Genomic DNA, 22,431 nt, shown 5'->3' with positions numbered 1-22,431 from the left:
TAGACAGTCTTATCTTTCATTCGTAACTTTCCCTGATCGGGGCAGCTTTACAATAAACACCGTTCCCGCACCTAAATCGCTCTGCACCTGAATGGTGCCGCTATGCAGTTCTACGATCTTTTTTACAATGGCCAATCCCAGCCCGCTGCCGCCTAGACTTCGGTTACGAGATTTATCGGTTTTGTAAAAGCGATCAAAGATATACGCATGATGCTCGGTCGCAATGCCTACACCCGTGTCACGGATTCGCACCACGACCTCATCACCTTTTTGGGTAAGTTTAATACCAATCGTTCCCCCATTGGGGGTAAACTTGATGCTATTATGAATAAGGTTAATCCACACCTGACTCATCTGATCTTCATCCGCTTGCAAAGCCACTTCTTCAAGATCTACGTTCATCTCAAGCGATTTCTCTACCCACTGCGGCTCGCACGCAAGGATAATATGGCGCAGCTGCTTGTCCAAGCGATATTCTTTTTGTTCAAAAGGATGATGTTCCGACTCCAGCGACGTCAACTTCAATAAATTCTCACTTAGTTTTGCGAGTCGCATACTCTCTTTATCAATGATCGTTAAGTAATGATCTCGCTCCTCTGGCGTCAATTGATCACTGCGGAGTACCTTTGCAAAACCACTAATTGAAGTCAAAGGCGACTGAATTTCATGCGACACGTTAGAGATAAAATCCTGCCTCATCTGCTCAAGCTGCCCCAGTTCAAGCGCCATATCATTAATGCTCTGCGCTAATTCATGAAACGGATGCTCGTGCCTATGTTCATCCACCTTAATTTTCACGCTAAAATCACCTTTGGCCATCCGTTTTAGTGCATCAATCATCACTTTGAAGTGATCCAAATGCATCGAACGGGTAAAATGTGAAATGGTGATCATGATGCCACCAAGAATAAAGAATCCCGTGATCATTGTGATGAGCTGCGTGATAATCTCATTCGGCTGTGTTCCTATTAAACCGTACAACCAGGACGTACCGTAGTAGGCTGCCACCCAACAGGCTGACAGCAATCCTAGCATGAGAATGGACCCTCCGATACTTTTCAAAACTCGCCAGAGTTTTGTCTTCTTCATCCACGATCCTCCAATCGGTACCCCAGTCCCCGAATCGTCGTAATGACGAAGCTAGATTGCGCTTCCGGGAACCGTTCGCGGAGCCTTTTAATATGCACATCCACCGTTCGATCGTCACCTTCGTAATCAAAGCCCCAGATTTGTTCGATCAATTGATCTCGGGAAAAAGTTTTGCCTGGGTTACTTGCTAACTTGAACAGCAGTTCGAACTCTTTGAGCGGCAAGGTCAGGGAGTGATTCCCTGACTTGATCTCAAAAGTTTTCCGATTCAGTTCTAAATCTCCAATGCGCACCGTCTGGGATACCTCAATTCGGTAGCGTTTCAGCAGCGCTTTGACTCTTACAACCAGTTCCTGCGGCTCAAATGGCTTGACAAGGTAATCATCTGTCCCTAGATTGAACCCTTTCACCTTCTGCGCTGTCTCCCCCTTGGCTGTCAGCATGAGCAGCGGCAACGCTGTGGAATACTCTCTAAGTCTACGACACAGCTCCCAACCATCCATATTCGGCATCATAATATCGAGAATGACCATATCAAATTTCATTGATTCGAACATCCTTAAGGCCTCTTCTCCATCTGATGCCTCGCTAATATCAAGCCCTTCCCCTTGTAAGAAGAGCCTTACCAGCTCACGGATATGCGGGTCATCATCAACGATTAACAATTGAGTCATAGGCAAGTTCCCCCTGTTCAGCTAAACGGAACTGTTCCGTTGCGAACTCGCGATATAGTTCATGGGAATCAAACAATTCCTCATGTGTACCTTTACCTGTAATGTGGCCTTTTTCAATAAACAAAATCTGATCTGCATCCACAACGGTGGATAGACGGTGCGCAATCACGAACGTTGTACGTCCTACCATCAAATTGTTCAACGCACTCTGTACAGCGATTTCCGATTTGGTATCTAGACTGGATGTCGCTTCATCTAACATCAGGATTTGCGGATCACGAAGCAATGCCCGTGCAATCCCGATGCGCTGACGCTGACCACCAGAGAGTTTTACGCCACGTTCGCCCACTTCTGTTTCATACTGATCCGGGAATTCTTCAATAAAGTCGCTGGCATACGCCATCTGTGCCGCATGTCGAATTTGCTCTTCAGTTACCTCTTTATCAATCCCGTAGCAGATGTTATCTCGAATTGTCCCTGCAATAAGCGGACTTTCTTGTGACACATACCCAATCTGCTTTCTCCAAGACTGCAACGTATACGTGTCAATTGGCTCGTTTCCAAACTTAATCGTACCACTACTCGGCTTATAAAATCTTTCTAATATTGAAAATAACGTCGTCTTCCCTCCACCACTCGGTCCGACAATGGCTGTCACTTTACCCGAATCCGCTGTGAAGTTCAAATCTTGTAGAATCGTCTCGCCTGTATCATATGCAAATGTGAGATTTTCCACCGTAATCGATTGATTAGCAACTTGAAGTTCGCGTCCCGTTGTTAAATCTTCTTCCTCTGCGTCGAGAGTTGTAATAATGCGCTCCGTTGCTCCCATCGCCTTTTGCAGCTGTGTGAAGAACGTGGACAACTGTGTGACTGGCAAGATGATTTGGAATAAGTACAGAATGAAGGCAACTAAATCACCTGCCGTGATTACACCAGACGATACTCTAGCACCACCATAACCGATAATAACAACAAGTAATACTAATAGAACGAATGAGATAATCGGTGAAATTAAAGCTTGCACCTTCGCCTCTTTTAATCCAAAACGAAGTAAGCTCTTAATCCCTTTCTGACCATTTTTGTATTCTCTTGATTCTGCGTTTGAGGCTTTAACAAGACGTACTTCAGATAGCACTTGGTTAATCGTTGCTGTAAAGCTTGCTGTCTCATCCTGCATACCAATCGAAATCTTGTGCATCTTGCGTCCAAGTGGAACGAGAACAGCTGCAGCAAGAGGTACGGCTAGGAACATAATTAACGTCATTTGCCAATCCAGGTAGAGCAAAATGGACGTTGAACCCACAATGGAGATCAATCCTGTCACTAAGCTGGCAAGGTGTTCGGTAATGAGTGTTTTCACTACACCGGTGTCATTGGTCATGCGGCTAATCGTCTCACCTGTACGGTGATTATCGTAATACGGAACGGGAAGAATGAGCAGTTTTTTCCATAACCGATCTCGAAGCCCTGCAACAATTCCCTGCCCAATATGGTTCAAAATATAAATCGATACCCCACCTGCAATCGCCTGCCCGATGAATGTCGCAACAAGCATCACAATTTGCATCGTATCCATAGAAGCTAGAGAAAAACTATTCACCAAGTTTTTTGTAAAAAGTGGAATAATAAGCCCCACGGATGTGGAAATCACACTCATCGCTAAAGCGATCGTCAGCAGCAGCCTGGAAGGCTTCGTCTCCTTAATCAACCGATAAAACTGACCCAATCCCGCCGAAGCTTGTTTCGGATCGTTCCCCTCACCTTGTCTTGTTACAACTTCATTGTTCATATCTATCTCTCCTTATCTCCTATCCAGATCATTTCTTTATACAAGAAGCATAACCCTCTAATATGAACTGAATATGAACGAAAGACCTTCTGAAACAATGGCATAAACACCTCGTAAATAATGATTTTCAAAAAGATTAATTTGTGGTAAAATTTGTAAATGATTGGTTTTGAATGCTTTTTAAAATGGGTGATATGATGAAAAAAAGAACTAAAAGAGAATTCATTCTTATATTAATTGGTGGTATATGGAGTCTATTTATTAGTATTTTTCTAGAATGGTTTCTCGGCATGTATGAAATTGATACCTCTTTTAAATGGGTTGTCATTATTCCATTTATTTATATTTACGCAAAACGTGTGCTAAAATATTAATTCATATAGGAAAAGACGCTCTCACCGTAGGTGTTGAGCGTCTTTTCCTATCCACCATTTTCAAATATGTATGCCTGCATCAAATCCGTTTAAATCCTCTTCTGCTGACAAGGTGTTGACCTCTATCTCTCCCTCATCTACAGATGATGTGAACGAATCCTGCCAATCCTCATTGACGGTATGCGCTGGGATTGGCACGCCATCATACACGTCACTGTACATATACATGTTATAGGCATTTGCGAGTACATCAATTTCCGACCCCACGTTACCTTCCATTAGATTGCCACCAAAGGATTGCGCAATTTCTAATGCAGAGGTTAAATCTTGCCGATCGATGTGAATATGCACGACAGGCTGACCTGTCTGGCTGCTTATCGCGGCCTGATAACCCAACTCCTCCAGTGTACCTAACGCAAGATTTGCTTCTGCCTCTGATTGAAATTGAAAAAAGATCGGAGCGGAGCTCATCATAATTTCTCCCTTCATATGCAGATATCTTCTTCTGCTAGCTTGCACAAGACTCATACATTTCATGCAATCGCATAGGATGAAGACAAGGAGAAACGGTTGTACCGTCTTAAAAGACGGATGCGTTTCTTAAGGTGATACTTAGAATTTATGAGCTAGACGAAATAAATTCTATATCAAGGACAAATCCTGCTTGGAAACCGAGGTGTAATTACCATGTATCGAAATCCAGATGCAAGACGCGGTAAATTAATTGCAGCCAGCGCCTACCTTTTATTCTTCATTCCCTTACTTACAGCCCGTCATTCCCGATATGCGATGTACCACTGCAATCAAGGACTCGTGCTATTTTTAACATTTCTCGCATGCAACGTATTTTTAGGATTAATCCCTGTCATTGGATGGACTCTTATGCCCGTTCTTAATATTGGATTTGTGTTCCTTGCGATCATTGGTATCTTAAATGCAATCGGTGGTTTGATGCGTCCTCTGCCGATCATCGGCAAATTATCTTTTATCTAAATAGTTTGACAAGCCATCTCTCAAAATGTGATAATGATTGCTAAAAAATAACGCCGGACTACCCGGGAGAGGGGCATTAATCATGAAGCAATATGATCACAAAATTCTAGATTGCACGATCCGCGACGGAGGACTTACTAATAATTGGGATTTTAGTGTCGAGTTTGTTCAAGACATGTACAAAGGATTAAGCGCCGCTGGCGTCGAGTATATGGAGATTGGTTATAAAAATTCACCAAAACTCTTAAAAGGCGCACCCGCTGGACCTTGGCGTTTTCTAGACGAAGGATTTCTAAGAGAAGTTATCCCACAAAAAACTGACACGAAACTATCTGCTCTAGTGGATATCGGTCGTGTTGATGAGAATGATATTTTACCACGTGAACAATCCATGCTGGATTTGATTCGCGTTGCTTGCTATAATCACGATCTCGATAAAGGTCTTGAGCTTGTAAAGAAATTCCACAACATGGGATACGAGACTTCCCTTAATATTATGGCGCTCTCACATGTCATGGAAAATGATCTGAATGAGGCGTTCATTGCGATTAACAACAGCCCAGTTGACCTCGTATATATTGTGGATTCCTACGGTTCCATGGATCACAAGGATGTCGATTACATGGTAACCAAGTTCCAACGTTTAATTCCTGAGAAAACGCTGGGTCTCCATATGCACAATAACATGCAGCTTGCCTTCTCCAATACGATTATGGGTGCTGACAAAGGTGTCACATTCCTTGATTCTTCTGTATATGGAATGGGTCGTGGGGCAGGTAACTGTACGACAGAATTACTTCTTTCATATTTGAAAAACCCTCGTTATGATGTAAAACCAGTTCTTGAGCTTATTGAGCATCATATGATTGCACTTCGCGAGAAAATTGAGTGGGGCTACCTCATTCCTTACATGATCGCAGGTGTATTAGATGAGCATCCACGATCAGCAATTGCTCAACTTGCATCCGAAGACCGTAACAAATTGGTAGATTTCTACGATAAATTGACTTCAACTGAAATCGTAATTCCTAAAGCCTAATATTGTATTTTGCGATAAATTTAAGCCTTACCTTTATTTTCTGTATAATAAGGGTAAGGCTTTTGCCTTTTTTTCCACATAGTTTAATCCGACTTCCCAAATACTACACCAAGTTGTTCAAAGGGGGCTATTTACCTTGAGTAAAATATTAATTGTTGAAGATGAGACGAAAATTGCACGTGTGCTCCAATTGGAGCTGCAACACGAAGGATATGAAGTTGAACATGCCGATGACGGACGTAAAGGACTAGAGCTTGCCCAAGGGGGGGAGTGGGACCTTATTCTACTTGACATCATGCTACCAGAGCTTAGCGGACTTGAAGTGCTTCGCCGCGTGAGACAGACAAATACGACTGTGCCGGTCATCTTACTTACTGCGCGTGATGCAGTGCCAGATCGCGTATCTGGACTTGACCAAGGTGCTAATGATTATGTGACAAAGCCTTTTGCCATTGAAGAATTACTTGCACGCATCCGTAATTTACTCCGCATTACGACGAAAATTACAGCAGCAGAATCGGATCAATATTTATCTGTGGATGATTTGCAAATGAACCCACGTAGTCGTGAAGTGACACGCGGTGAACATTCCATCGAGCTAACGCCTAAAGAATTCGAGCTTTTGCACTATTTATTGGAACATAAGGGTGAAGTGCGTACGCGTGAAGATATTATCTCCGATGTGTGGGGCTATGATTTTGTTGGAGATACGAACATTGTTGATGTGTACATCCGTTATTTGCGTCAAAAAATAGAAAAAGGTTTCCCTACCAAAATCATTCACACCCTGCGTGGTGTGGGTTATCTCATAAAGGATAGTGACGGGAATGAGTCTTAAATTAAAACTCACGATCCTTCTTTCTTTTTGGCTCATTATTATTCTGATTCTGTTTAACATCTTCGTGTTCTATTTCTTCGTGAATGCGAGTGCAAATTCAGAGATCGAGTTACTTCAAAAAAAAGCAGCGACGCTGATCGAAAGAAGACTTATGGACAAGCCAGAGTTCTGGAAAGATCCAACTCTCATCAAAGAATTTCTGCTTCCCACTGAAATGATTCGTGTTATTGATAAAAATTCAAATATTAAGCATGTTCTGGGGTCAGAAGAATCGTTGACGAGCACACCCGCCAAGTATTCAAACTTGACTCATCCAAGCTCATCGCTCCGATTTAATCCTTGGAAGGGCTTTGTTGTGTTCGTTAAAGTACCGATTCTCGATATCAATAATGAACCCGAGATTCTTGAAATTGGCCGTCAGCTTGAAACATTGGATAAATATATTGCCATGCTGATTTCCATTCTGGCCTTTGCATCAGTCGGTGCGATTATCGTATCACTTGTGGGTGGTTATTTTTATGCCAAAATCATCTTTGACCCAATTCAAAAGCTTGCGCAAACGATGGAAGCCATTCAAAAAAGCGGTACTTTCCGCCGTTTGGAAATTAACCCTGCTGAGAAGCATAACGAAATCTCTCAGCTTGGCATGACTTTCAATGATATGATGGGCAGACTGGAAGAAACGTTCGAGAAACAAAAACAATTTATTGCGGATGCTTCTCATGAGCTGCGTACGCCACTGACGATTATTGAAAGCTACGCAAGCTTACTCCGTCGCTGGGCAGCTAACGATCCACAACTTCGTGAAGAAGCGCTTGAAGCCATTCATTCGGAGGCGATCCGACTTAAAGAAATGACACGCAACTTGCTTACCATTATGGATACGGATGAAGCGCAGCGAAATAAGTGGGTTCCTTTTGACTTAACAGCCTTAATTAAATCGACTGCCTCCTCTATTCAACATACATTTAATCGCAGCATTCAGACGCGTTTTATTAACGATCAGGATGCGCCACTGACGATGGTCGGAGATCCAGAGAAAATCAAGCAACTGCTTATCATCCTTCTGGATAATGCCATTAAATACAGTAAAAAACCGATTCAGCTCGTCGTGGAAAAAGAACAACGTCATCTCAAAATCGAAGTCATTGATGAAGGAATCGGTATTCCAGAGGAGAGTATCCCCCGCTTGTTCGATCGGTTTTATCGAGCTGACAAAGCACGTAATCGTAAATCTGGAGGCGTCGGCCTAGGCCTTGCTATTGCTGAGAAAATCGTTACTTTACATGAAGGAACAATCCGCTTTACAAGCAAGGTGGATGTCGGTACAACAGCGACAATTCGCGTCCCTCGTAAAGATTGATTTTGTAAGCATCTTTAATTTTAATCGGTTTTTAATCGCTTTCTAATAAAAAGGCGCAAACCCGCGCCAAGCCCATAACGCATGCATTTTTGTAAAAAATACCCTGTAAATTCATTTGTTATACTTGGGTTGTTCAAACGGACAAGCAACCAGACAACCCAAGGAGGTAACAACATATGAATACAACTACGACACCTACTTTTACAAATAAATGGGCAAAACGCATTACAGTATTAACAATTACCTTTACAATCGCTTTTTCAGGAATGTTCGCGATGACGCCAGCAAATGCACAAGCGGCAACCACGAGCACGAATAAATCGGTAACAGCTAGCAAGTCCAAAGTCGATCAAATGATTGCTTACGGTGCGAAATACTTAGGCACACCTTACCAATTCGGTGCTTCTACCAACCAAACCAAAACATTCGACTGTTCTTCTTTTACGATGCATGTATTTAAAAATTATGGGGTTAAATTAAACCGTACTGCACGTGATCAAGCTAAACAAGGTACATTTGTAGCACGTAAAGATTTACGTAAAGGCGATCTTGTATTCTTCAAAATCCCTAGCCGTCCTTATGATATTGGACATGTTGGTATTTACGTAGGTAACAATACCATGCTTAATGCTTCCGGTTCTAAAGGTGTAACGTATTCCAAGCTAACTGGCTACTGGGATAAAAACTACCAAACTGCGCGCCGTATTGCGCTTTAATATTAATAGTCTGATAGAACTCATGCCATGTGCATGGGTTCTTTTTTTGAGAATGATTTTAAATATAAAGGTATATATGCTCTTCTCTATGGCAATGCTACTTGTATGAGATTACTAGATTCATAGAAGGAGTTGCATCCTATGAAAAGATCCTTTTCATTCATTAGCTGCCTCATTATTACGCTACTCGTCATATGGAGTAAGCAACAAGTCATTGTCACTACTGCACAACCCCTTCCCTCTACTCCGACCCAAGATTTCGCAATCTTGCTCGATCAATCGAGACCACTTTTGAAGCAAAGCACGATAAACCCGAATGTTATCGCTAAAATCAGCACTACCTATACACCTTATACGGATTTATCTGATTTAAAAGATCAAGGCGCAATCATTTGTGAACAATTTAAACTCCCGGCAGGCATGTTAACCGAAGAAGAAGGGCATCCTACATATACATGCTCCCAGAAATACGATGATCAAATGGAAGTTACACTTAAACTTGTCGGATTATCCGATAACAGCACCTATCTACTGGTCAAAGGTACAGCGGCGCATGCTGAAGGGATACAAACATTATTGGATTGGACCAAGCAATCCGAACTTTCGATGCATAGCCATAACCTGGCAGCCAAGTGGAACTTCCTTGTAAAAGGGCTTCAAATTCAAGATCCGACATCTGCATCCGCATTACTTGAACAGGTGAATAATCAGTTCCAAGCCACAGAAGTTGAACGCTATGCCGAGGATCGCACTATTGTCGTCTCTTACGATACGAAGCTCCTGAATGATGCAGTCTCAAGCGGTGGACATACCGTAAAACTACAAGTCTCGATGCATCTAAATTCGGAAACGGACAAATGGTCTATCACACTCGGGACGCCGATGATTACAGGGGAATTTTAAAGTACTTCAAGTATAGATAGGAGATTCACAACATGTCAGCCGCCAAATCTATATCTCATGATTTTGGGAAATATTTTATTCTCATCATCCTCCTAATCGGGCTTTGTCTCCGACTGCACTACATAGCCAATACTAAATTTGAACCGGTCAATTGGGATCAAAAAAATTATACAAATATGGCCATTCAAATCATTGAAAAAGGCATATACGGCTATATTCGCGAAGAATCCAATACACTTGTTACCCCGGGATTTCCGATATTCCTTGTCGGGGTTTTCTCTATATTCGGCTATTCAGACATTCAAGAAACACACATGGCATTCCGTTATCTTCAAGCGTTCATTTCGCTCCTCTACATATGGCTCATTTACTTAATCGGCTTGCGATTGTTCAATCGCGCAACAGGATTAATTGCTGCTTCCTTCGCCGCTGTATACGGGACTTATGTCTGGATGACCTCACTTATCTTAACCGAAACGATCTTCCTGACTAGTTTTATGGGTCTTATTTATTTTCAAGTACGAATCATGCAGCACAATCGGTTTAAAGATCATATCTGGGGTGGAATTTTACTCGGAATTACCGTTCTCATTCGCCCGAATGCAATTATCGTTGCTGCAACACCGTATATCTTCTTGATGATTCGAGAGCATAGACTGTTCATCAAACAAATTGTATGGGGATTAAGCGCATTTGCCCTCGTCATGCTCCCTTGGTGGATTCGAAATCTCGTAACTTTCCATGAGCTCATTCTCATCTCCAAGGGCGGATCTGCTAATCCATTCTTAGGTGGTACAGATCCTTATCTGAGAGGTACGATTCCATGGAAAGAAATTGCAAGAGAGGATGAGATGGCAGAAGGTATTCGTCGTGTAAAAGAAGGCTTAAGAACCGATCCATGGTTATGGATCAAGTGGTTTACCATTGGAAAAACAAGCAATATGTTTATCAAAACCTTATATTTAGGACCCTACCCGTTATTTGTTCCTTATTGGTACGCAAAGTTCCTTAGGGGCTTACATTATGGGCTTGTTTACTTCGGCTTTGCCCTCGGGTTTCTTGGATCGTTCTGGATTCGTGGTGTAAGGTTCTTATTTATCAATTTCCTGCTGTTTCTCGCCGTACAATTACTCTTCATTCCTGAAGCACGTTATACCATCGGCATGATGCCGTTTCTTATGATCATTTGTGCCTATTTTGCGCAGCTTTGTATCCGCAATCTCGTGTATTTTGCCAAAAGGTAAGGAGGTCACTATGTCCACACTCATCATTATTCCTGCCTATAACGAAGAAGGATCGATTCATTCGGTTATTCACGCCATTAAACGTTTGCATCCCGAAGTAGATATCGTCGTTATTAATGACGGATCTCGTGATCGTACAGTCGAGATTGCAGAAGCCACGAAACTTGCTCATGTCATTACGATGCCAGTGAATGTCGGAATCGGTGGAGCCATGCAGACCGGTTATATGTATGCTTTACGTCACGGCTATGATATTGCCGTACAGATGGATGCGGATGGACAGCATGATCCTGAATATTTAGAGCCTTTATTACAAGGGATTAAATCCGGGGATGCCGATTGTATGATTGGTTCCCGATTTGTCGAGAAGACGGAGTACCGCTCCAGTTTTTCGCGCCGAATCGGTATCTTATTTTTCTCTTGGCTTATTTCCTTTAGCACCAATAAACGTTTTACAGACCCGACTTCTGGATTTCGCGCAGCAAATCGTAACGTCATCGAGGTGTTTGCGAATTACTACCCCGATGATTATCCCGAAGTCGAAGCCATCGTGCTCTTGGAGCGATTGGGCTACAACGTGAAAGAAACCTCTGTCCTCATGCACAATAGAGAGACCGGCATGTCTTCCATTACACCGCTTAAATCGGTGTACTATATGATTAAAGTCTCACTTGCTGTATTCATGACATTGCTGCGAACTCGAAGGAGAGTAAAGGTATGATTATTTTTCGTGTATCCATTACCTTTTGTCTTCTATTCTTAATTATCGTCATTGAGCTGATACGGCGAAAAAAACTGGAGGAACGTTACTCGATCCTCTGGTTTATTGTGGGTATCATCATGCTTGTACTGTCCCTATTTCCGAAATTACTGGAGCGGATCGCAAGAATGCTTCATGTTGTGTATGCGCCTTCTCTTCTCTTTTTCCTCGGGTACATATTCGCACTTATTATTATCCTTCATCTCACAACCGTCATCTCTAGAATGCATCGTAAAATGACCCGACTCATTCAGGAAGTTGCTTTACTCAAAAATAAACGTGATGAAGGCGACAATCCAAATTAAAAAACCTGACTCTGATGAAGTCAGGTTTTTCACTATTCAATTCCCGCTCCTGGATGTTTCAATTTTCGTCTTACAGGGCTGGGATTTCGAGGGCGGTTCCATGCTTAGAAGAATGAACACAAAAAAAAGTACACAGATCACAAAGATCCCTATATAACCCCATACGTGTCTTATCAATTACCGTGTCCTCCTACAAGCTTGTCGACTGAAAGGTTCGTTAACTATCTATAAAGTTACATCATTCGACTTATTTCCGCACCGAAAATTAGCTTAGTAGACACCGCATATTTTTTGCGTTAAAAATTGGAAAACGTTACCACATTAGTTCTGGACATCCACCCATCCTTTGCGATGCGCATAAATCGCAAGTTGTGTACGATCGTCCAGATTGCATTTCATGAGCAGGTTGCTCACATGGGTTTTTACTGTTTTGATACTAATAAAAAGGGCTTCCGCAATATCTTTATTCGTCTTCCCATCGGCAATAAGCGTCAGGACTTCTTTCTCACGCAGTGTCAAGCCTTCCGCATCATCCTGCTGCGTTGTCCGTTGTCGAAGTCCTCTTGTCAGCGCCAGTGAAATCTCGGAATTCATCGTCGGGATGCCTTGCGCCGCATTCTCGATCACACGAATCAATTCATCGGAAGAAACCGTCTTGAGCACATAACTGAGTGCACCTGCTTCAACTGCCTTCACGACCTTATCTTCTTCGAGGAATGACGTCAGCATAATGATTCTGGAATCAGGAAATTGTGCGCTCACTTCTTGTGTTGTTGCAATTCCATCCATCACTGGCATCGACAAATCCATCAATATGACATGAGGCCGTGCATCTGCATCCATCGCTGCCAATTGGTTCAATGCATCTTGCCCATTCGATGCTTCAGCGATGACGGTAAACCTCGGATCAAGCATAATATATGTTTTTAAGCCGACTCTCACCATCTGGTGATCATCAACAAGCATGACACGAATCCCTGCACTCATTGTTCATTCTCCTCTTCATTTGTTTCTGGTGAGTCTGTGAACTTCGGGATCTGCACCTTTACTCTTGTCCCTGATTCAAGCTTGCTTATCACTTGTGCATCCCCACCTAGCTTTTGTGCTCGCTCACGTATCGTGCTTAGACCATGTGATGTATTGGCAATCGTGCTGCGGTCAAAGCCAATGCCATCATCCGTTAGCTGCAAGACGTATTGATACTCGAACTCATGAAGACTGAGTGTGACGTGTGAGGCCGCCGCATGTTTGACGACATTCGCCATCGTCTCTTGAATAATGAGGAACAGTTGATGTTCAATTGCTTCCGTACAAATCTCTTCTTGGAGAACGATGTCCATCTCCCCCTGCAACCCATTCGCACGGCAATAATCAGGAAACCACTTCTCTAGCGCTTCATCCAAAGAGTTTCCGTCTAGTTCAATTGGTCTAAGCTGCGTAATGAGCCCTCGCATTTGCTTTTGGGCATGATTGGACATTTCAATCAATTGATCCATGACACTCGAAACCGCCTGCGGATTGAGCTCGATTATTTTCGGCAAAGAAGAGGCGGACATGTGAATCGCGAACAACTCTTGACTGACCGTATCGTGCAGGTCACGAGCAAGACGTCTGCGCTCTTCAAGCACGGCCTCCTCAATAATTTGCTGTTTCTCAATCATATCCTGCATCCCCATCTTCTGAAGCAAAGCTGCCTGCTCTTGAAAGCTGACAGCCAGATGATCGAATGCATTGTAGATATATTGAAAAGAATCCTCCGACTCTTCCTTCATCCTCATCTTAAAATTACCTTTGGAAAGCTCTAGCATGGCTAAGTACAAAGCATCCATCTTACGCTGTACATATCTGCCTTCCAAATAGCCTGCAATTTGCCCGAGAAGAATGATGATCGTGACCCAGCTTGCCTTCATTTCCATCGTCATACTGTAATTAGGGAATAAGCCGTACACCGCGATAAAGCTTGCAGCAATGACTAATAAACTTAGAATAAAAAAACTCGACATGATCCGCCACTTGATATTCATTCCCCGAAATTTCAGCATCCGACTCACCTTATCCAATCTTCTTAACACGAACATCGCCAATAAACATACTCACATTTATGCGCAGCTTACGAGGGGCATCACTGTAAAATGGCGTTTCCATGTTCATCGTGCGCATAAACCCGTCTTCACGTCTTTCGAATACTCGCATATCCCCGATAAACGTATTCACTGTCACTTTTACTTCAACGTCCATATCTCTTGGAACGAAAATCTTCACATCCCCGATAAAAGCTGAAATATTCAGCTTCGTCTCGCCATAAGGAATACTTGCTTTCGTTAAGTCAATCGTTGTGTCTCCGATAAAATGGGAAATATTCATTGGACGCAGTTCCCAATAATCGTTACCCATGTGTACATCTCCGATAAACGTACTGCGGTTCTCCGCTTTCGATGTAGAATACGTATTCACATAATGGTAATCTGGCTTAGGATCTGACTTAGGATCATATTTCGAGGAGTATTGACCCGTATTGGAGCTGTAATCATCGTCATTGTAATCATACTTACTATCATTCATATCGTACTTGTCATACTTGGAATTATCTTTCTTATTATGTGAGAATAACAATTTAATGCCGAGAATAATTAAGATCGCGGGTAACATATAACGAAACATATCTCCAAAACTGAAGTACATCCAATCTAAATTTCTTGATAGAAATATGAAACCGATACCTAGGAGCACGATATTCCCAATACTTGCTCCAAAGCCATAATTCCGCTGTGCAAGTAATCCTCTTAACCCCGAATAAATCAGAATAACCGGCCAATACGTTCTGATGATGTACCCGATGCTCAAATTCACTTCGATCACACCTGTAAACTGAAGTACGAACAATACTCCAATTCCTATGAGCACAAGTCCAACTAGACTTCTTTCAAAAAATCGTAGGTTCATGACCTTAACCTCCACTGTTCCATCCATTATTTAAAATTATTGTACACAAAAATTTGCTCTAGTCCTAGCTTCCCGAGATTGAAATCAATCTCAGTCTCTAGACCGATGTATTTTCGAGCCCTGTAATTCTTATTGATTTTATCTGCATGCTTAAAGCCTTTTTTAGTAAATGAAAGCTTCTTACCTAACATTTGTAATTTCATATCCTTACCTCCATGTTCAATCGTTTATTTAATGTAATTGTAGAAAATCTCCTCCCCTCTTCCTAGCAACCGAAGGTTGAATTGCATGTCGGTCTCAAGCACGATAATGGAACTTTATTTCCTTACAAAATAAAAAGCGACCCTCATTGGGCCGCTTTCCACTTCTAGCAATTACTTATCTTTCGTTGCCTTGAACATCTCACCAATGGCCCCGATCGAGCCTAGTGTTTCCACTGCACGCGTTGGAATGAACACTTTATTCGCTGGTCCTTTGGACAGCTCTTGAAGCGCTTCGAATGATTTATAAGTTAATACATTCTCATCAAGTCCCGCTTCTTTCAACATCTCAATCCGATTACGCTCCGCTTCAGCAACAGCACGAATCGCTTTAGCTTGACCAATGGCTTCAAGCTCTTGCGCTTGACCAAGACCTTCTGCCTCACGAATACGTGCCTCTTTATCCCCTTCAGCTTTAAGGATCTTACTTTGCTTATCCCCCTCAGCACGGAGAATCATATCCTGCTTCGCTGCCTCTGCTTCTAGAACAATCGCACGCTTACTACGTTCTGCTTTCATCTGCTTATCCATTGCTTCTTGAATATCGGAAGGTGGCTTGATGTCAATAACCTCAACACGTTCGATACGTACGCCCCATTTTTCCGTTGCTTCATCTAGGGCTACCCGAATTTCCACTGAAATTTTCTCACGGCCGGATAATGTCTCATCCAGCTCCAGCTTACCAATAATTTGACGCATGGTTGCTGTCGAGATGTTGCGCACCCCGTATACATAATCTGAAATGCCGTATGTAGCTTGCTCTGGACCGACTACTTGATAGAAAATAATCGTATCGATTTGCACTTGCACGTTATCTTTAGTAATAACAGTTTGTGGGGGTACATTCGCTTGTTGAATACGTAGATCATGATATTTACGCACTTGATCGATAATAGGAATGACAATATTAAGTCCCGGGCTAAGCAAACGGTTGTACTTACCCAATCGCTCCACAACACCTACACGCTGCTGAGGAACAATCTTGATTGTTAGTGCAGCAAATACAATGACAAACGCAACAATGATACCAATTAGAATCCACGTCATTTAAATACCTCCCATTTTCGTTACCTCAATTAAAGTGCTACCTTTACTTACAACAATTACTTTCTCACCTTGCTCAATATTTTCCGCAGCAGTCGCGCTCCACATCTCGCCCCCAACCTTAACAATGCCAAGTGTGCCGACTTCAATCGTCTGGATAACTTCACCCTGCTTGCCAATGATGTCGTCTGCGGCATCTTTAAAGCCTTTGGAATGCCTTACTTTGCGAGTTAATGGTTTAGTAAAGATCGTCAGCAATATCGCGACTATAGCGCCGACTAATACTTGAATCACCACCGAATCCGGGAGCAGTATAGAAGTTAGTCCAGCAGCTAAAGCACCTATCCCTAACCAAAGCAAGTAAAAGGTTAGTGTCATCATCTCTGCAATGATCAGAACCACGCCAATGATTGCCCATATTACCCATACATCCATGTTCTCACCACCTATTCGGGTTGTCTATCCTAATTATACGTGTTTGTAGGGTAAAAGTGTCATTAAAAGATAAAATAACCATGGAAAATAGTGTTAGAGTGCAAAAAGACCAACCAGGGTAAGCTGGTTGGCTTTTTCATGACTACACGATTAATATGATTACTACCCGATTAGACCCACCACATACCGCCAACTGGTTCCTCGATGAGAACTTGTTGGAGGTTATGAACGGCTTTAGTGAAGCCTTCGTTGATGGACATGAGACCATCTTCGTGCTCGATGCTGACAACATAATCATAACCCACAAGACGCAGGGCGCTCATCATATCGGCCCATGTTTTGAGATCGTGACCGAAGCCAACCGTACGGAACTGCCAAGCACGTTCTTGAGTTAAGGCATAGGATTGCATGTCCGTGATCCCGTGTTTATGAATGTTAACCGGATCAATGGATGTGTCCTTGGCATGGAAGTGGTGAATCGCGCCTTCTTTACCGAGAATGTGGATCGCCTGAACAGGATCGATACCCTGCCACCACATGTGGCTTGGATCAAGGTTCGCTCCGATCACTTCACCCGCAGCTTCACGTAAGCGAAGGAGTGTACCTGGGCTATGCACGGAGAAACCGCCATGCAGCTCCAATCCGATTTTGACATGACGATCTGCTGCATATTTCCCCCACTCGGTCCAGTATGGGATGACCTTCTCTTCCCACTGCCACTTCAGAATGTCTTGATAATCATTCGGCCACGGTGACACCGGCCAGTTCGGATACTTAGCTCCTTCGTGATCACCCGGGCAGCCTGAGAATGCATTCACAACTTCAACGCCTAAACGCTCTGCTAAATCAACTGTTTTCACATACGTATCGTGAAACGCTTGTGCGATGTCTTTTTGCGGATGAAGAGGGTTGCCGTGGCAGCTTAGTGCGCTGATCATCAAACCGCGTGATTCGATGGCATGCTTGAACTGCTTCAAAGCTTGCTCGTCGTTTAGCAAAATATCTGGATTGCAGTGTGCATTTCCCGGATAATTTCCCGTTCCAATCTCAACTGCTGTCAGCCCCTGTGCCGCAATATAGTCGAGTGCTTCTTCTAATGGTCGATTGCCCAATAGGACTGAGAATACGCCTAATTTCATGGAATTGCACCTCCTTAATTAAAATAGACTGGTTTGCCGCTCTTAGCGGATTCATATATAGCTTCTAAAATCTCTGTCACAACAAGCGCTTGTGCGGGATCTACAACTGGCTCGGTGTCATTGATAATGCATTCAATCCACTGACGCGCTTCCACGTCTTGATCCTTCTCCACATTGCCATCATAGAAGGCCACGCCTCCGCCTGCGAGATCAATTTCATTCACAAACATTCTGCTGTGTTTCTCACCATTGATACGAAGTCCCTTTTCCATATCCGCGCCGCCTTCTGTCCCACACAGCACGGTCTTCGCTTCACCAACTTGCAGCGTGTTCAGTGCCCAACTGGACTCTAGCACAATCGTTGCTCCATTTTCCATGGTGATGTAACCGAATGCGGAATCTTCTACACGGAATTCTTTGGGGTCCCAGGGTCCCCACGCATTCGCAGCATTTTCACGCTGGCCTAATTTATGATACACCGAACCTACGACCATCTTCGGCTTATAGTTATCCATCATCCAAAGTGTTAAATCGAGGGCATGTGTGCCGATATCAATCAGTGGTCCCCCACCTTGCTTCTCTTCGTCCAAGAATACACCCCAAGTCGGAACAGCACGACGGCGAACCGCTAACGCTTTGGCAAAATAAATATCTCCAAGATCCCCATCGCTGCACACTTGCTTTAAGTATTGGCTGTCTGGGCGGAAACGGTTCTGGTACCCGATCGTCAATTTCTTGCCTGTTCGACGCGATGCATCCAGCATTTCTCTTGCTTGTGCCGCTGTCTTCGCCATTGGCTTCTCACACATGACATGCTTACCCGCTTCCATCGAAGCAACTGAGATTTCACAGTGAGAATCGTTAGGGGTACAGACATGAATCACTTCAATGCTCGTGTCTTGCAGCAATTGTTCATACTGCGTGTACACTTTCGCATCCGATGTACCATATTGTTCAGCCGCCTTTACTGCCCGCTCCTCTACAATATCGCAGAACGCCACGATCTCAACTTGCTTCAATTTAGCCAGACTTGGCAAATGCTTACCTACCCCAATTCCTCCACAACCAATAATCCCTACACGCACAATACGATTACTCATTTCCTTGTCCCCCTATATTCAAATGCTCACGAATCCACTGCATACTGTTCGCGATACTTTCTAGCGACGGCTTCTGACACTCATCCTGCTCGACGACGAGCCACTTGACACCAATCTGCTCTGCTGTATTTGCAATAGGTTGAAGCGGCACTTCGCCTAGTCCAAGTTCGACAGTCTGAACGTCCCCATTTTCCAACCTTCTCATATCTTTAAAATGAACGAGAGGGAGTCTTCCCTCATATTTTTTCATATAAGCAACAGGGTCTTGACCCGCTACATAAACCCAACATGTGTCCAGTTCAACTTGTAAGTCAGATGCCGGCACAGCCGCGAACATTGCATCCAATGCAAGCGCCCCATCTACATCCGCTAACAATTCAAAATCATGATTGTGGTAGCAAAGTACCATACCTTGCTCCGCGCATTTTGCACCGATCTCTTGAAGATTGGTATAAATTATTTTCCAAGCATCCGCATCTGAACGCTTTTCCCCTACCATATAAGGAACAATTAAATAGCGGTTGCCAAGTGTTTGGTTATAAGCAATCTCGTCATCAAGCTCCTCCAACATGCGCTCATAACTCACATGTGTCCCTACGACTTCAAGTTTCAGTTCATCGAGCAGCGTCTTTAACTGATCGGCACTTAATCCCCCATAACCTGCGAACTCCACACCTTGATAACCAAGTCTCGCAACTTCACGTAAAGTCCCTTCAAAATCTTGCTCCGCTGCATCACGCACCGTGTACAATTGCAGCCCAATCTTATACCCACTCATCTTCCATTCCTCCTATTCAATCTAACTGTTTAATTGTCAATTGATAGTGATTTCATGATGATGATCCATATTATTATCATAGTAAAAAAACAAGTATAATAAAATGACGAAACGAATAAAAACATGCACAATCTGGCTACTATCTTTTTTCAGGAGGTTCTTATGGCATTGACACAGTTGGGAAGTGAAGAATGCGAAGTTCTGCATGTTGGGTATGCGTATCACTCTAGACCTTTCCATACCATTGAACGACTCAAGAACTATTTAATCCGTATTCAGACCGAAGGTTTCAGTAGAGCCCTTATTCATAACGAACTAACGCTCATCGAACCAGGAGATATGATGTTGTTTAAGCCTAACGATCCCTATGAACTCATCATTGATCAAGAACTGCAAGCCACGGGTGATAAGCGTATTATGAGCGGGGATTACTATATTTTTGCGAAGGGAGCTTGGATGGATGAATGGTGGAACCAAAAGCATCGCCCACATAAGATTAAAGTTCCTCTGAATGAGGGCATCCTCACCATCTTTCGTCAAATGACGATGGAGCAGCGCCGTCTGTGGGATACAAGCCATGAAATCAGTCAGTATTTGCTCAAAATATTAGGACTCAACATCGACCGTATTCTCTCGGAACAGCCATCTAATAAAGGGAACGCGTTTCTCGCTTACCGGATCAAAAACTATATTGAAGAACATGCAATAACTTCTTTTAAGCTTGAAGATGTTGCACAGCACCTCGACATTAGCGTGTCCCGCGCAGTTCATCTTTTTAAAGAAGTGTTCGGACAGAGTATTGGACAGTATGCGCTGGATGTACGCCTCAGTATGGCACGCGAGCGCATGCTGCTAACAAATATGCTGCTGGAGGACATTGCAGAGAGCGCAGGATTTGCGAATTACAGTTACTTTCATCGGGTGTTCCGTGCACGGTACCACATGTCCCCAAGGGAGTATCGGATTGCATATAGCGGGACGGAGTTGTAAGGGGGAAAATAGAAAAAAGGGATCGTGACTGCAGCTTGGCAGCATGATCCCTTCGGTAGACGAACAGGGTGAATGTATTACGAGGAATCACGACATATAGACATTTGTCTACCTGAAAATATGAAAACGATTTCATTTTACTTCGTAATGAAGATAATTGTCGTTTAATTCACATGTCCTCTTTGATACAATGTTAGTGAAAAATAAAACGAATTCGAAAATCAATATCTGGGTCCATACTTTGCCACTACTGAAGAAAGGAAGAGATGTGTGAACAGACTGATTGAGATTATAGAAAGTTCTCCAGAAATTGCAGAGCTGCTAAAACACTGCCCCTATTCGGTTCTTAAAAAATTTCAAGTTAAAGAGTACGCAAGAGGAAGGTTTAATCTTGAGCAAGGAACCATATATTCTGAACTCTACATCGTTGTTCAAGGGAAAATAGACATTTTTATTTTAAGTGATTCGGGTCGAAAGATAACGTTGGACATCTATGGACCAGGAAATTTTATTGGTGAGCATGAGCTCCTTCGGGAAATTCCTTTTAGCTCTTCTGTGCAGTCTTTAAGTGATGTGGTGTTATTAAAATTGTCTCGAGATTCTTTTATGGAATGGATGGAATTAGACCGAGGCTTTGCCAGAAATTTGACAGAATCATTATGTGAACAAATTTATCAATTAAGCAAAAGAATCGAGTCGTATAGTTTGTTTTCCACGAAACGCCAAGTTGTTGCGGTGTTAAGTTCTTTAAGCAAGAACGATTATATAGAAAGAAAGACGCTATTAAAAAAGATTAGTTCTACTCCACGCAGTGTCGATCGCGTTTTAAAAGAGATGAAGGATTTAGAGTTGATTGAAATGGATAATGGCGTTATCAAAATACGGAACCCTAAATTATTGATTGAGCTGGGTTCAAAGGAGTGGAAATGATGGAAAAGCAACCCCATATTCAGTTGGATGGATCGTTGGCTGTTAAAAAAGCGATTGTGGTAGGGGATCCAGCCCGAGTAGATATTGTGAAATCGGTTTTGGAAAATCCAAAAGATATTACGTACAATCGAGAGTTCAAATCTGCGATCGGTACCTTTAAGGGACAAAAGATTTTAGTCCTGTCAACAGGTATTGGAGCACCTTCAATGGCCATTGCTTTGGAGGAGCTAAAAGCGATTGGTGTCGAAACAGTGATTCGTGCAGGAAGCTGTGGTGCGATGGACCGTAGCTTCAAGGTTGGTGAAATTATGGTCGTAACGGGCGCTGTTCGTGATGAAGGCTTAACTGAAAAATACGTTCCAAAGTTTTTCCCGGCGATTCCATCAAGTGAGCTTCTGATGCGAGCAATAAAGCAAACTGAAATTCCAGTGAAGTCTGGAATCGCAAGAAGCCATGACGGTTTTTATATGGACAACAACAAGGAAGTAGAAGATTTCTGGTCGCATAAACAAGTTTTAGGCGCAGATATGGAAACAAGTACCCTCTATGTTGTTGGCGGTTTAAGAGGACTTCAAACCTTATCGATTCTCAATAACGTAGTGCCTTATATGGAATCTCTGGCATATGGAGTCAATGAATTAGTTTCAGGAGAAACGCAAATGAAAATTGGAGAATTGCAGTCTATTAAATTGGCATTAGCAGTTCTAACTGAGGAGGAATAG

General features: G+C 42.9%; 25 protein-coding genes. 12 read left to right on the top strand and 13 right to left on the bottom strand.

Annotation, left to right across the window (positions count from 1 at the left end; all coding sequences use genetic code 11):
- Positions 1–9: 9 nt before the first annotated feature.
- The 4 genes from ACSBOP_RS02675 to ACSBOP_RS02660 form a co-directional block, all read right to left on the bottom strand.
- Positions 10–1,089, bottom strand: a complete 1,080-nt coding sequence (locus ACSBOP_RS02675; RefSeq protein WP_442602955.1) for a HAMP domain-containing sensor histidine kinase — start codon at positions 1,087–1,089, stop codon at positions 10–12.
- Complete coding sequence (locus tag ACSBOP_RS02670) at positions 1,086–1,763, bottom strand: response regulator transcription factor (RefSeq protein WP_442602954.1); 678 nt, start codon at positions 1,761–1,763, stop codon at positions 1,086–1,088. Before ACSBOP_RS02670 ends, ACSBOP_RS02675 begins: the two co-directional genes overlap by 4 nt.
- Positions 1,741–3,555, bottom strand: coding sequence for an ABC transporter ATP-binding protein (locus ACSBOP_RS02665; protein WP_442602953.1), 1,815 nt, complete (start codon positions 3,553–3,555; stop codon positions 1,741–1,743). Before ACSBOP_RS02665 ends, ACSBOP_RS02670 begins: the two co-directional genes overlap by 23 nt.
- Positions 3,556–3,989: 434 nt before the next feature.
- The gene (locus ACSBOP_RS02660) at positions 3,990–4,418 is read right to left on the bottom strand and encodes a hypothetical protein (protein ID WP_442602952.1); all 429 of its coding nucleotides are present in this window, start codon (positions 4,416–4,418) and stop codon (positions 3,990–3,992) included.
- Positions 4,419–4,616: 198 nt separating this feature from the next.
- Here ACSBOP_RS02660 and ACSBOP_RS02655 point away from each other — a divergent pair, with 198 nt between their 5' ends.
- From ACSBOP_RS02655 to ACSBOP_RS02615, 9 genes are all read left to right on the top strand, one after another.
- Complete coding sequence (locus ACSBOP_RS02655) at positions 4,617–4,922, top strand: hypothetical protein (protein ID WP_442602951.1); 306 nt, start codon at positions 4,617–4,619, stop codon at positions 4,920–4,922.
- Positions 4,923–5,004: 82 nt separating this feature from the next.
- Positions 5,005–5,961, top strand: a complete 957-nt coding sequence (locus ACSBOP_RS02650) for an aldolase catalytic domain-containing protein (RefSeq protein WP_442602950.1) — start codon at positions 5,005–5,007, stop codon at positions 5,959–5,961.
- Between the two features lie 136 nt (positions 5,962–6,097).
- Positions 6,098–6,799: a response regulator transcription factor gene (locus ACSBOP_RS02645; protein WP_442602949.1), complete on the top strand. Its 702-nt coding sequence runs from the start codon at positions 6,098–6,100 to the stop codon at positions 6,797–6,799.
- On the top strand, positions 6,789–8,162 hold the full coding sequence (locus ACSBOP_RS02640; RefSeq protein ID WP_442602948.1) for a sensor histidine kinase: 1,374 nt from the start codon (positions 6,789–6,791) through the stop codon (positions 8,160–8,162). Before ACSBOP_RS02645 ends, ACSBOP_RS02640 begins: the two co-directional genes overlap by 11 nt.
- A 176-nt stretch (positions 8,163–8,338) precedes the next feature.
- On the top strand, positions 8,339–8,878 hold the full coding sequence (locus tag ACSBOP_RS02635) for a C40 family peptidase (protein WP_442602947.1): 540 nt from the start codon (positions 8,339–8,341) through the stop codon (positions 8,876–8,878).
- Between the two features lie 141 nt (positions 8,879–9,019).
- Positions 9,020–9,781 carry a YwmB family TATA-box binding protein gene (locus ACSBOP_RS02630; protein ID WP_442602946.1) on the top strand — a complete coding sequence of 254 codons (762 nt, stop codon included), beginning with the start codon at positions 9,020–9,022 and terminating at the stop codon, positions 9,779–9,781.
- 32 nt (positions 9,782–9,813) lie between these two features.
- Complete coding sequence (locus ACSBOP_RS02625; RefSeq protein WP_442602945.1) at positions 9,814–11,025, top strand: ArnT family glycosyltransferase; 1,212 nt, start codon at positions 9,814–9,816, stop codon at positions 11,023–11,025.
- A gap of 10 nt (positions 11,026–11,035) precedes the next feature.
- Complete coding sequence (locus ACSBOP_RS02620) at positions 11,036–11,746, top strand: glycosyltransferase family 2 protein (RefSeq protein WP_442602944.1); 711 nt, start codon at positions 11,036–11,038, stop codon at positions 11,744–11,746.
- Positions 11,743–12,090: a DUF2304 domain-containing protein gene (locus ACSBOP_RS02615; protein WP_442602943.1), complete on the top strand. Its 348-nt coding sequence runs from the start codon at positions 11,743–11,745 to the stop codon at positions 12,088–12,090. Before ACSBOP_RS02620 ends, ACSBOP_RS02615 begins: the two co-directional genes overlap by 4 nt.
- A gap of 321 nt (positions 12,091–12,411) precedes the next feature.
- Here the strand turns inward: ACSBOP_RS02615 and ACSBOP_RS02610 are convergent, their stop codons facing one another.
- From ACSBOP_RS02610 to ACSBOP_RS02570, 9 genes are all read right to left on the bottom strand, one after another.
- On the bottom strand, positions 12,412–13,077 hold the full coding sequence (locus ACSBOP_RS02610; RefSeq protein WP_442602942.1) for a response regulator: 666 nt from the start codon (positions 13,075–13,077) through the stop codon (positions 12,412–12,414).
- Positions 13,074–14,132: a sensor histidine kinase gene (locus ACSBOP_RS02605; protein ID WP_442602941.1), complete on the bottom strand. Its 1,059-nt coding sequence runs from the start codon at positions 14,130–14,132 to the stop codon at positions 13,074–13,076. Before ACSBOP_RS02605 ends, ACSBOP_RS02610 begins: the two co-directional genes overlap by 4 nt.
- A gap of 10 nt (positions 14,133–14,142) precedes the next feature.
- Entirely contained in the window at positions 14,143–15,033 is an 891-nt protein-coding gene (gene liaF / locus ACSBOP_RS02600) for a cell wall-active antibiotics response protein LiaF (protein WP_442602940.1), read from the bottom strand.
- A gap of 26 nt (positions 15,034–15,059) precedes the next feature.
- Entirely contained in the window at positions 15,060–15,236 is a 177-nt protein-coding gene (locus ACSBOP_RS02595) for a hypothetical protein (RefSeq protein WP_442602939.1), read from the bottom strand.
- A 171-nt stretch (positions 15,237–15,407) separates the two neighbouring features.
- A complete protein-coding gene (locus tag ACSBOP_RS02590; RefSeq protein ID WP_442602938.1) occupies positions 15,408–16,340 on the bottom strand; it encodes an SPFH domain-containing protein in 933 nt (310 codons plus the stop codon).
- Positions 16,341–16,772: an NfeD family protein gene (locus tag ACSBOP_RS02585; RefSeq protein ID WP_442602937.1), complete on the bottom strand. Its 432-nt coding sequence runs from the start codon at positions 16,770–16,772 to the stop codon at positions 16,341–16,343.
- Positions 16,773–16,942: 170 nt separating this feature from the next.
- A complete protein-coding gene (locus ACSBOP_RS02580) occupies positions 16,943–17,911 on the bottom strand; it encodes a sugar phosphate isomerase/epimerase family protein (protein WP_442602936.1) in 969 nt (322 codons plus the stop codon).
- A gap of 14 nt (positions 17,912–17,925) precedes the next feature.
- Entirely contained in the window at positions 17,926–19,011 is a 1,086-nt protein-coding gene (locus ACSBOP_RS02575; RefSeq protein ID WP_442602935.1) for a Gfo/Idh/MocA family protein, read from the bottom strand.
- Positions 19,004–19,789, bottom strand: coding sequence for a sugar phosphate isomerase/epimerase family protein (locus ACSBOP_RS02570; protein ID WP_442602934.1), 786 nt, complete (start codon positions 19,787–19,789; stop codon positions 19,004–19,006). Before ACSBOP_RS02570 ends, ACSBOP_RS02575 begins: the two co-directional genes overlap by 8 nt.
- Before the next feature lie 162 nt (positions 19,790–19,951).
- Here ACSBOP_RS02570 and ACSBOP_RS02565 point away from each other — a divergent pair, with 162 nt between their 5' ends.
- From ACSBOP_RS02565 to ACSBOP_RS02555, 3 genes are all read left to right on the top strand, one after another.
- The gene (locus ACSBOP_RS02565) at positions 19,952–20,779 is read left to right on the top strand and encodes an AraC family transcriptional regulator (protein ID WP_442602933.1); all 828 of its coding nucleotides are present in this window, start codon (positions 19,952–19,954) and stop codon (positions 20,777–20,779) included.
- A 270-nt stretch (positions 20,780–21,049) separates the two neighbouring features.
- Entirely contained in the window at positions 21,050–21,709 is a 660-nt protein-coding gene (locus tag ACSBOP_RS02560) for a Crp/Fnr family transcriptional regulator (RefSeq protein ID WP_442602932.1), read from the top strand.
- Positions 21,706–22,431, top strand: a complete 726-nt coding sequence (locus tag ACSBOP_RS02555; protein ID WP_442602931.1) for a nucleoside phosphorylase — start codon at positions 21,706–21,708, stop codon at positions 22,429–22,431. Before ACSBOP_RS02560 ends, ACSBOP_RS02555 begins: the two co-directional genes overlap by 4 nt.

The organism is Paenibacillus sp. KN14-4R (assembly GCF_052180255.1).
Taxonomy (GTDB): Bacteria; Bacillota; Bacilli; order Paenibacillales; family NBRC-103111; genus Paenibacillus_AM.
The sequence above is the reverse complement of the archived record's forward strand: the minus strand, read 5'-3'. Positions and strand labels throughout refer to the sequence as shown.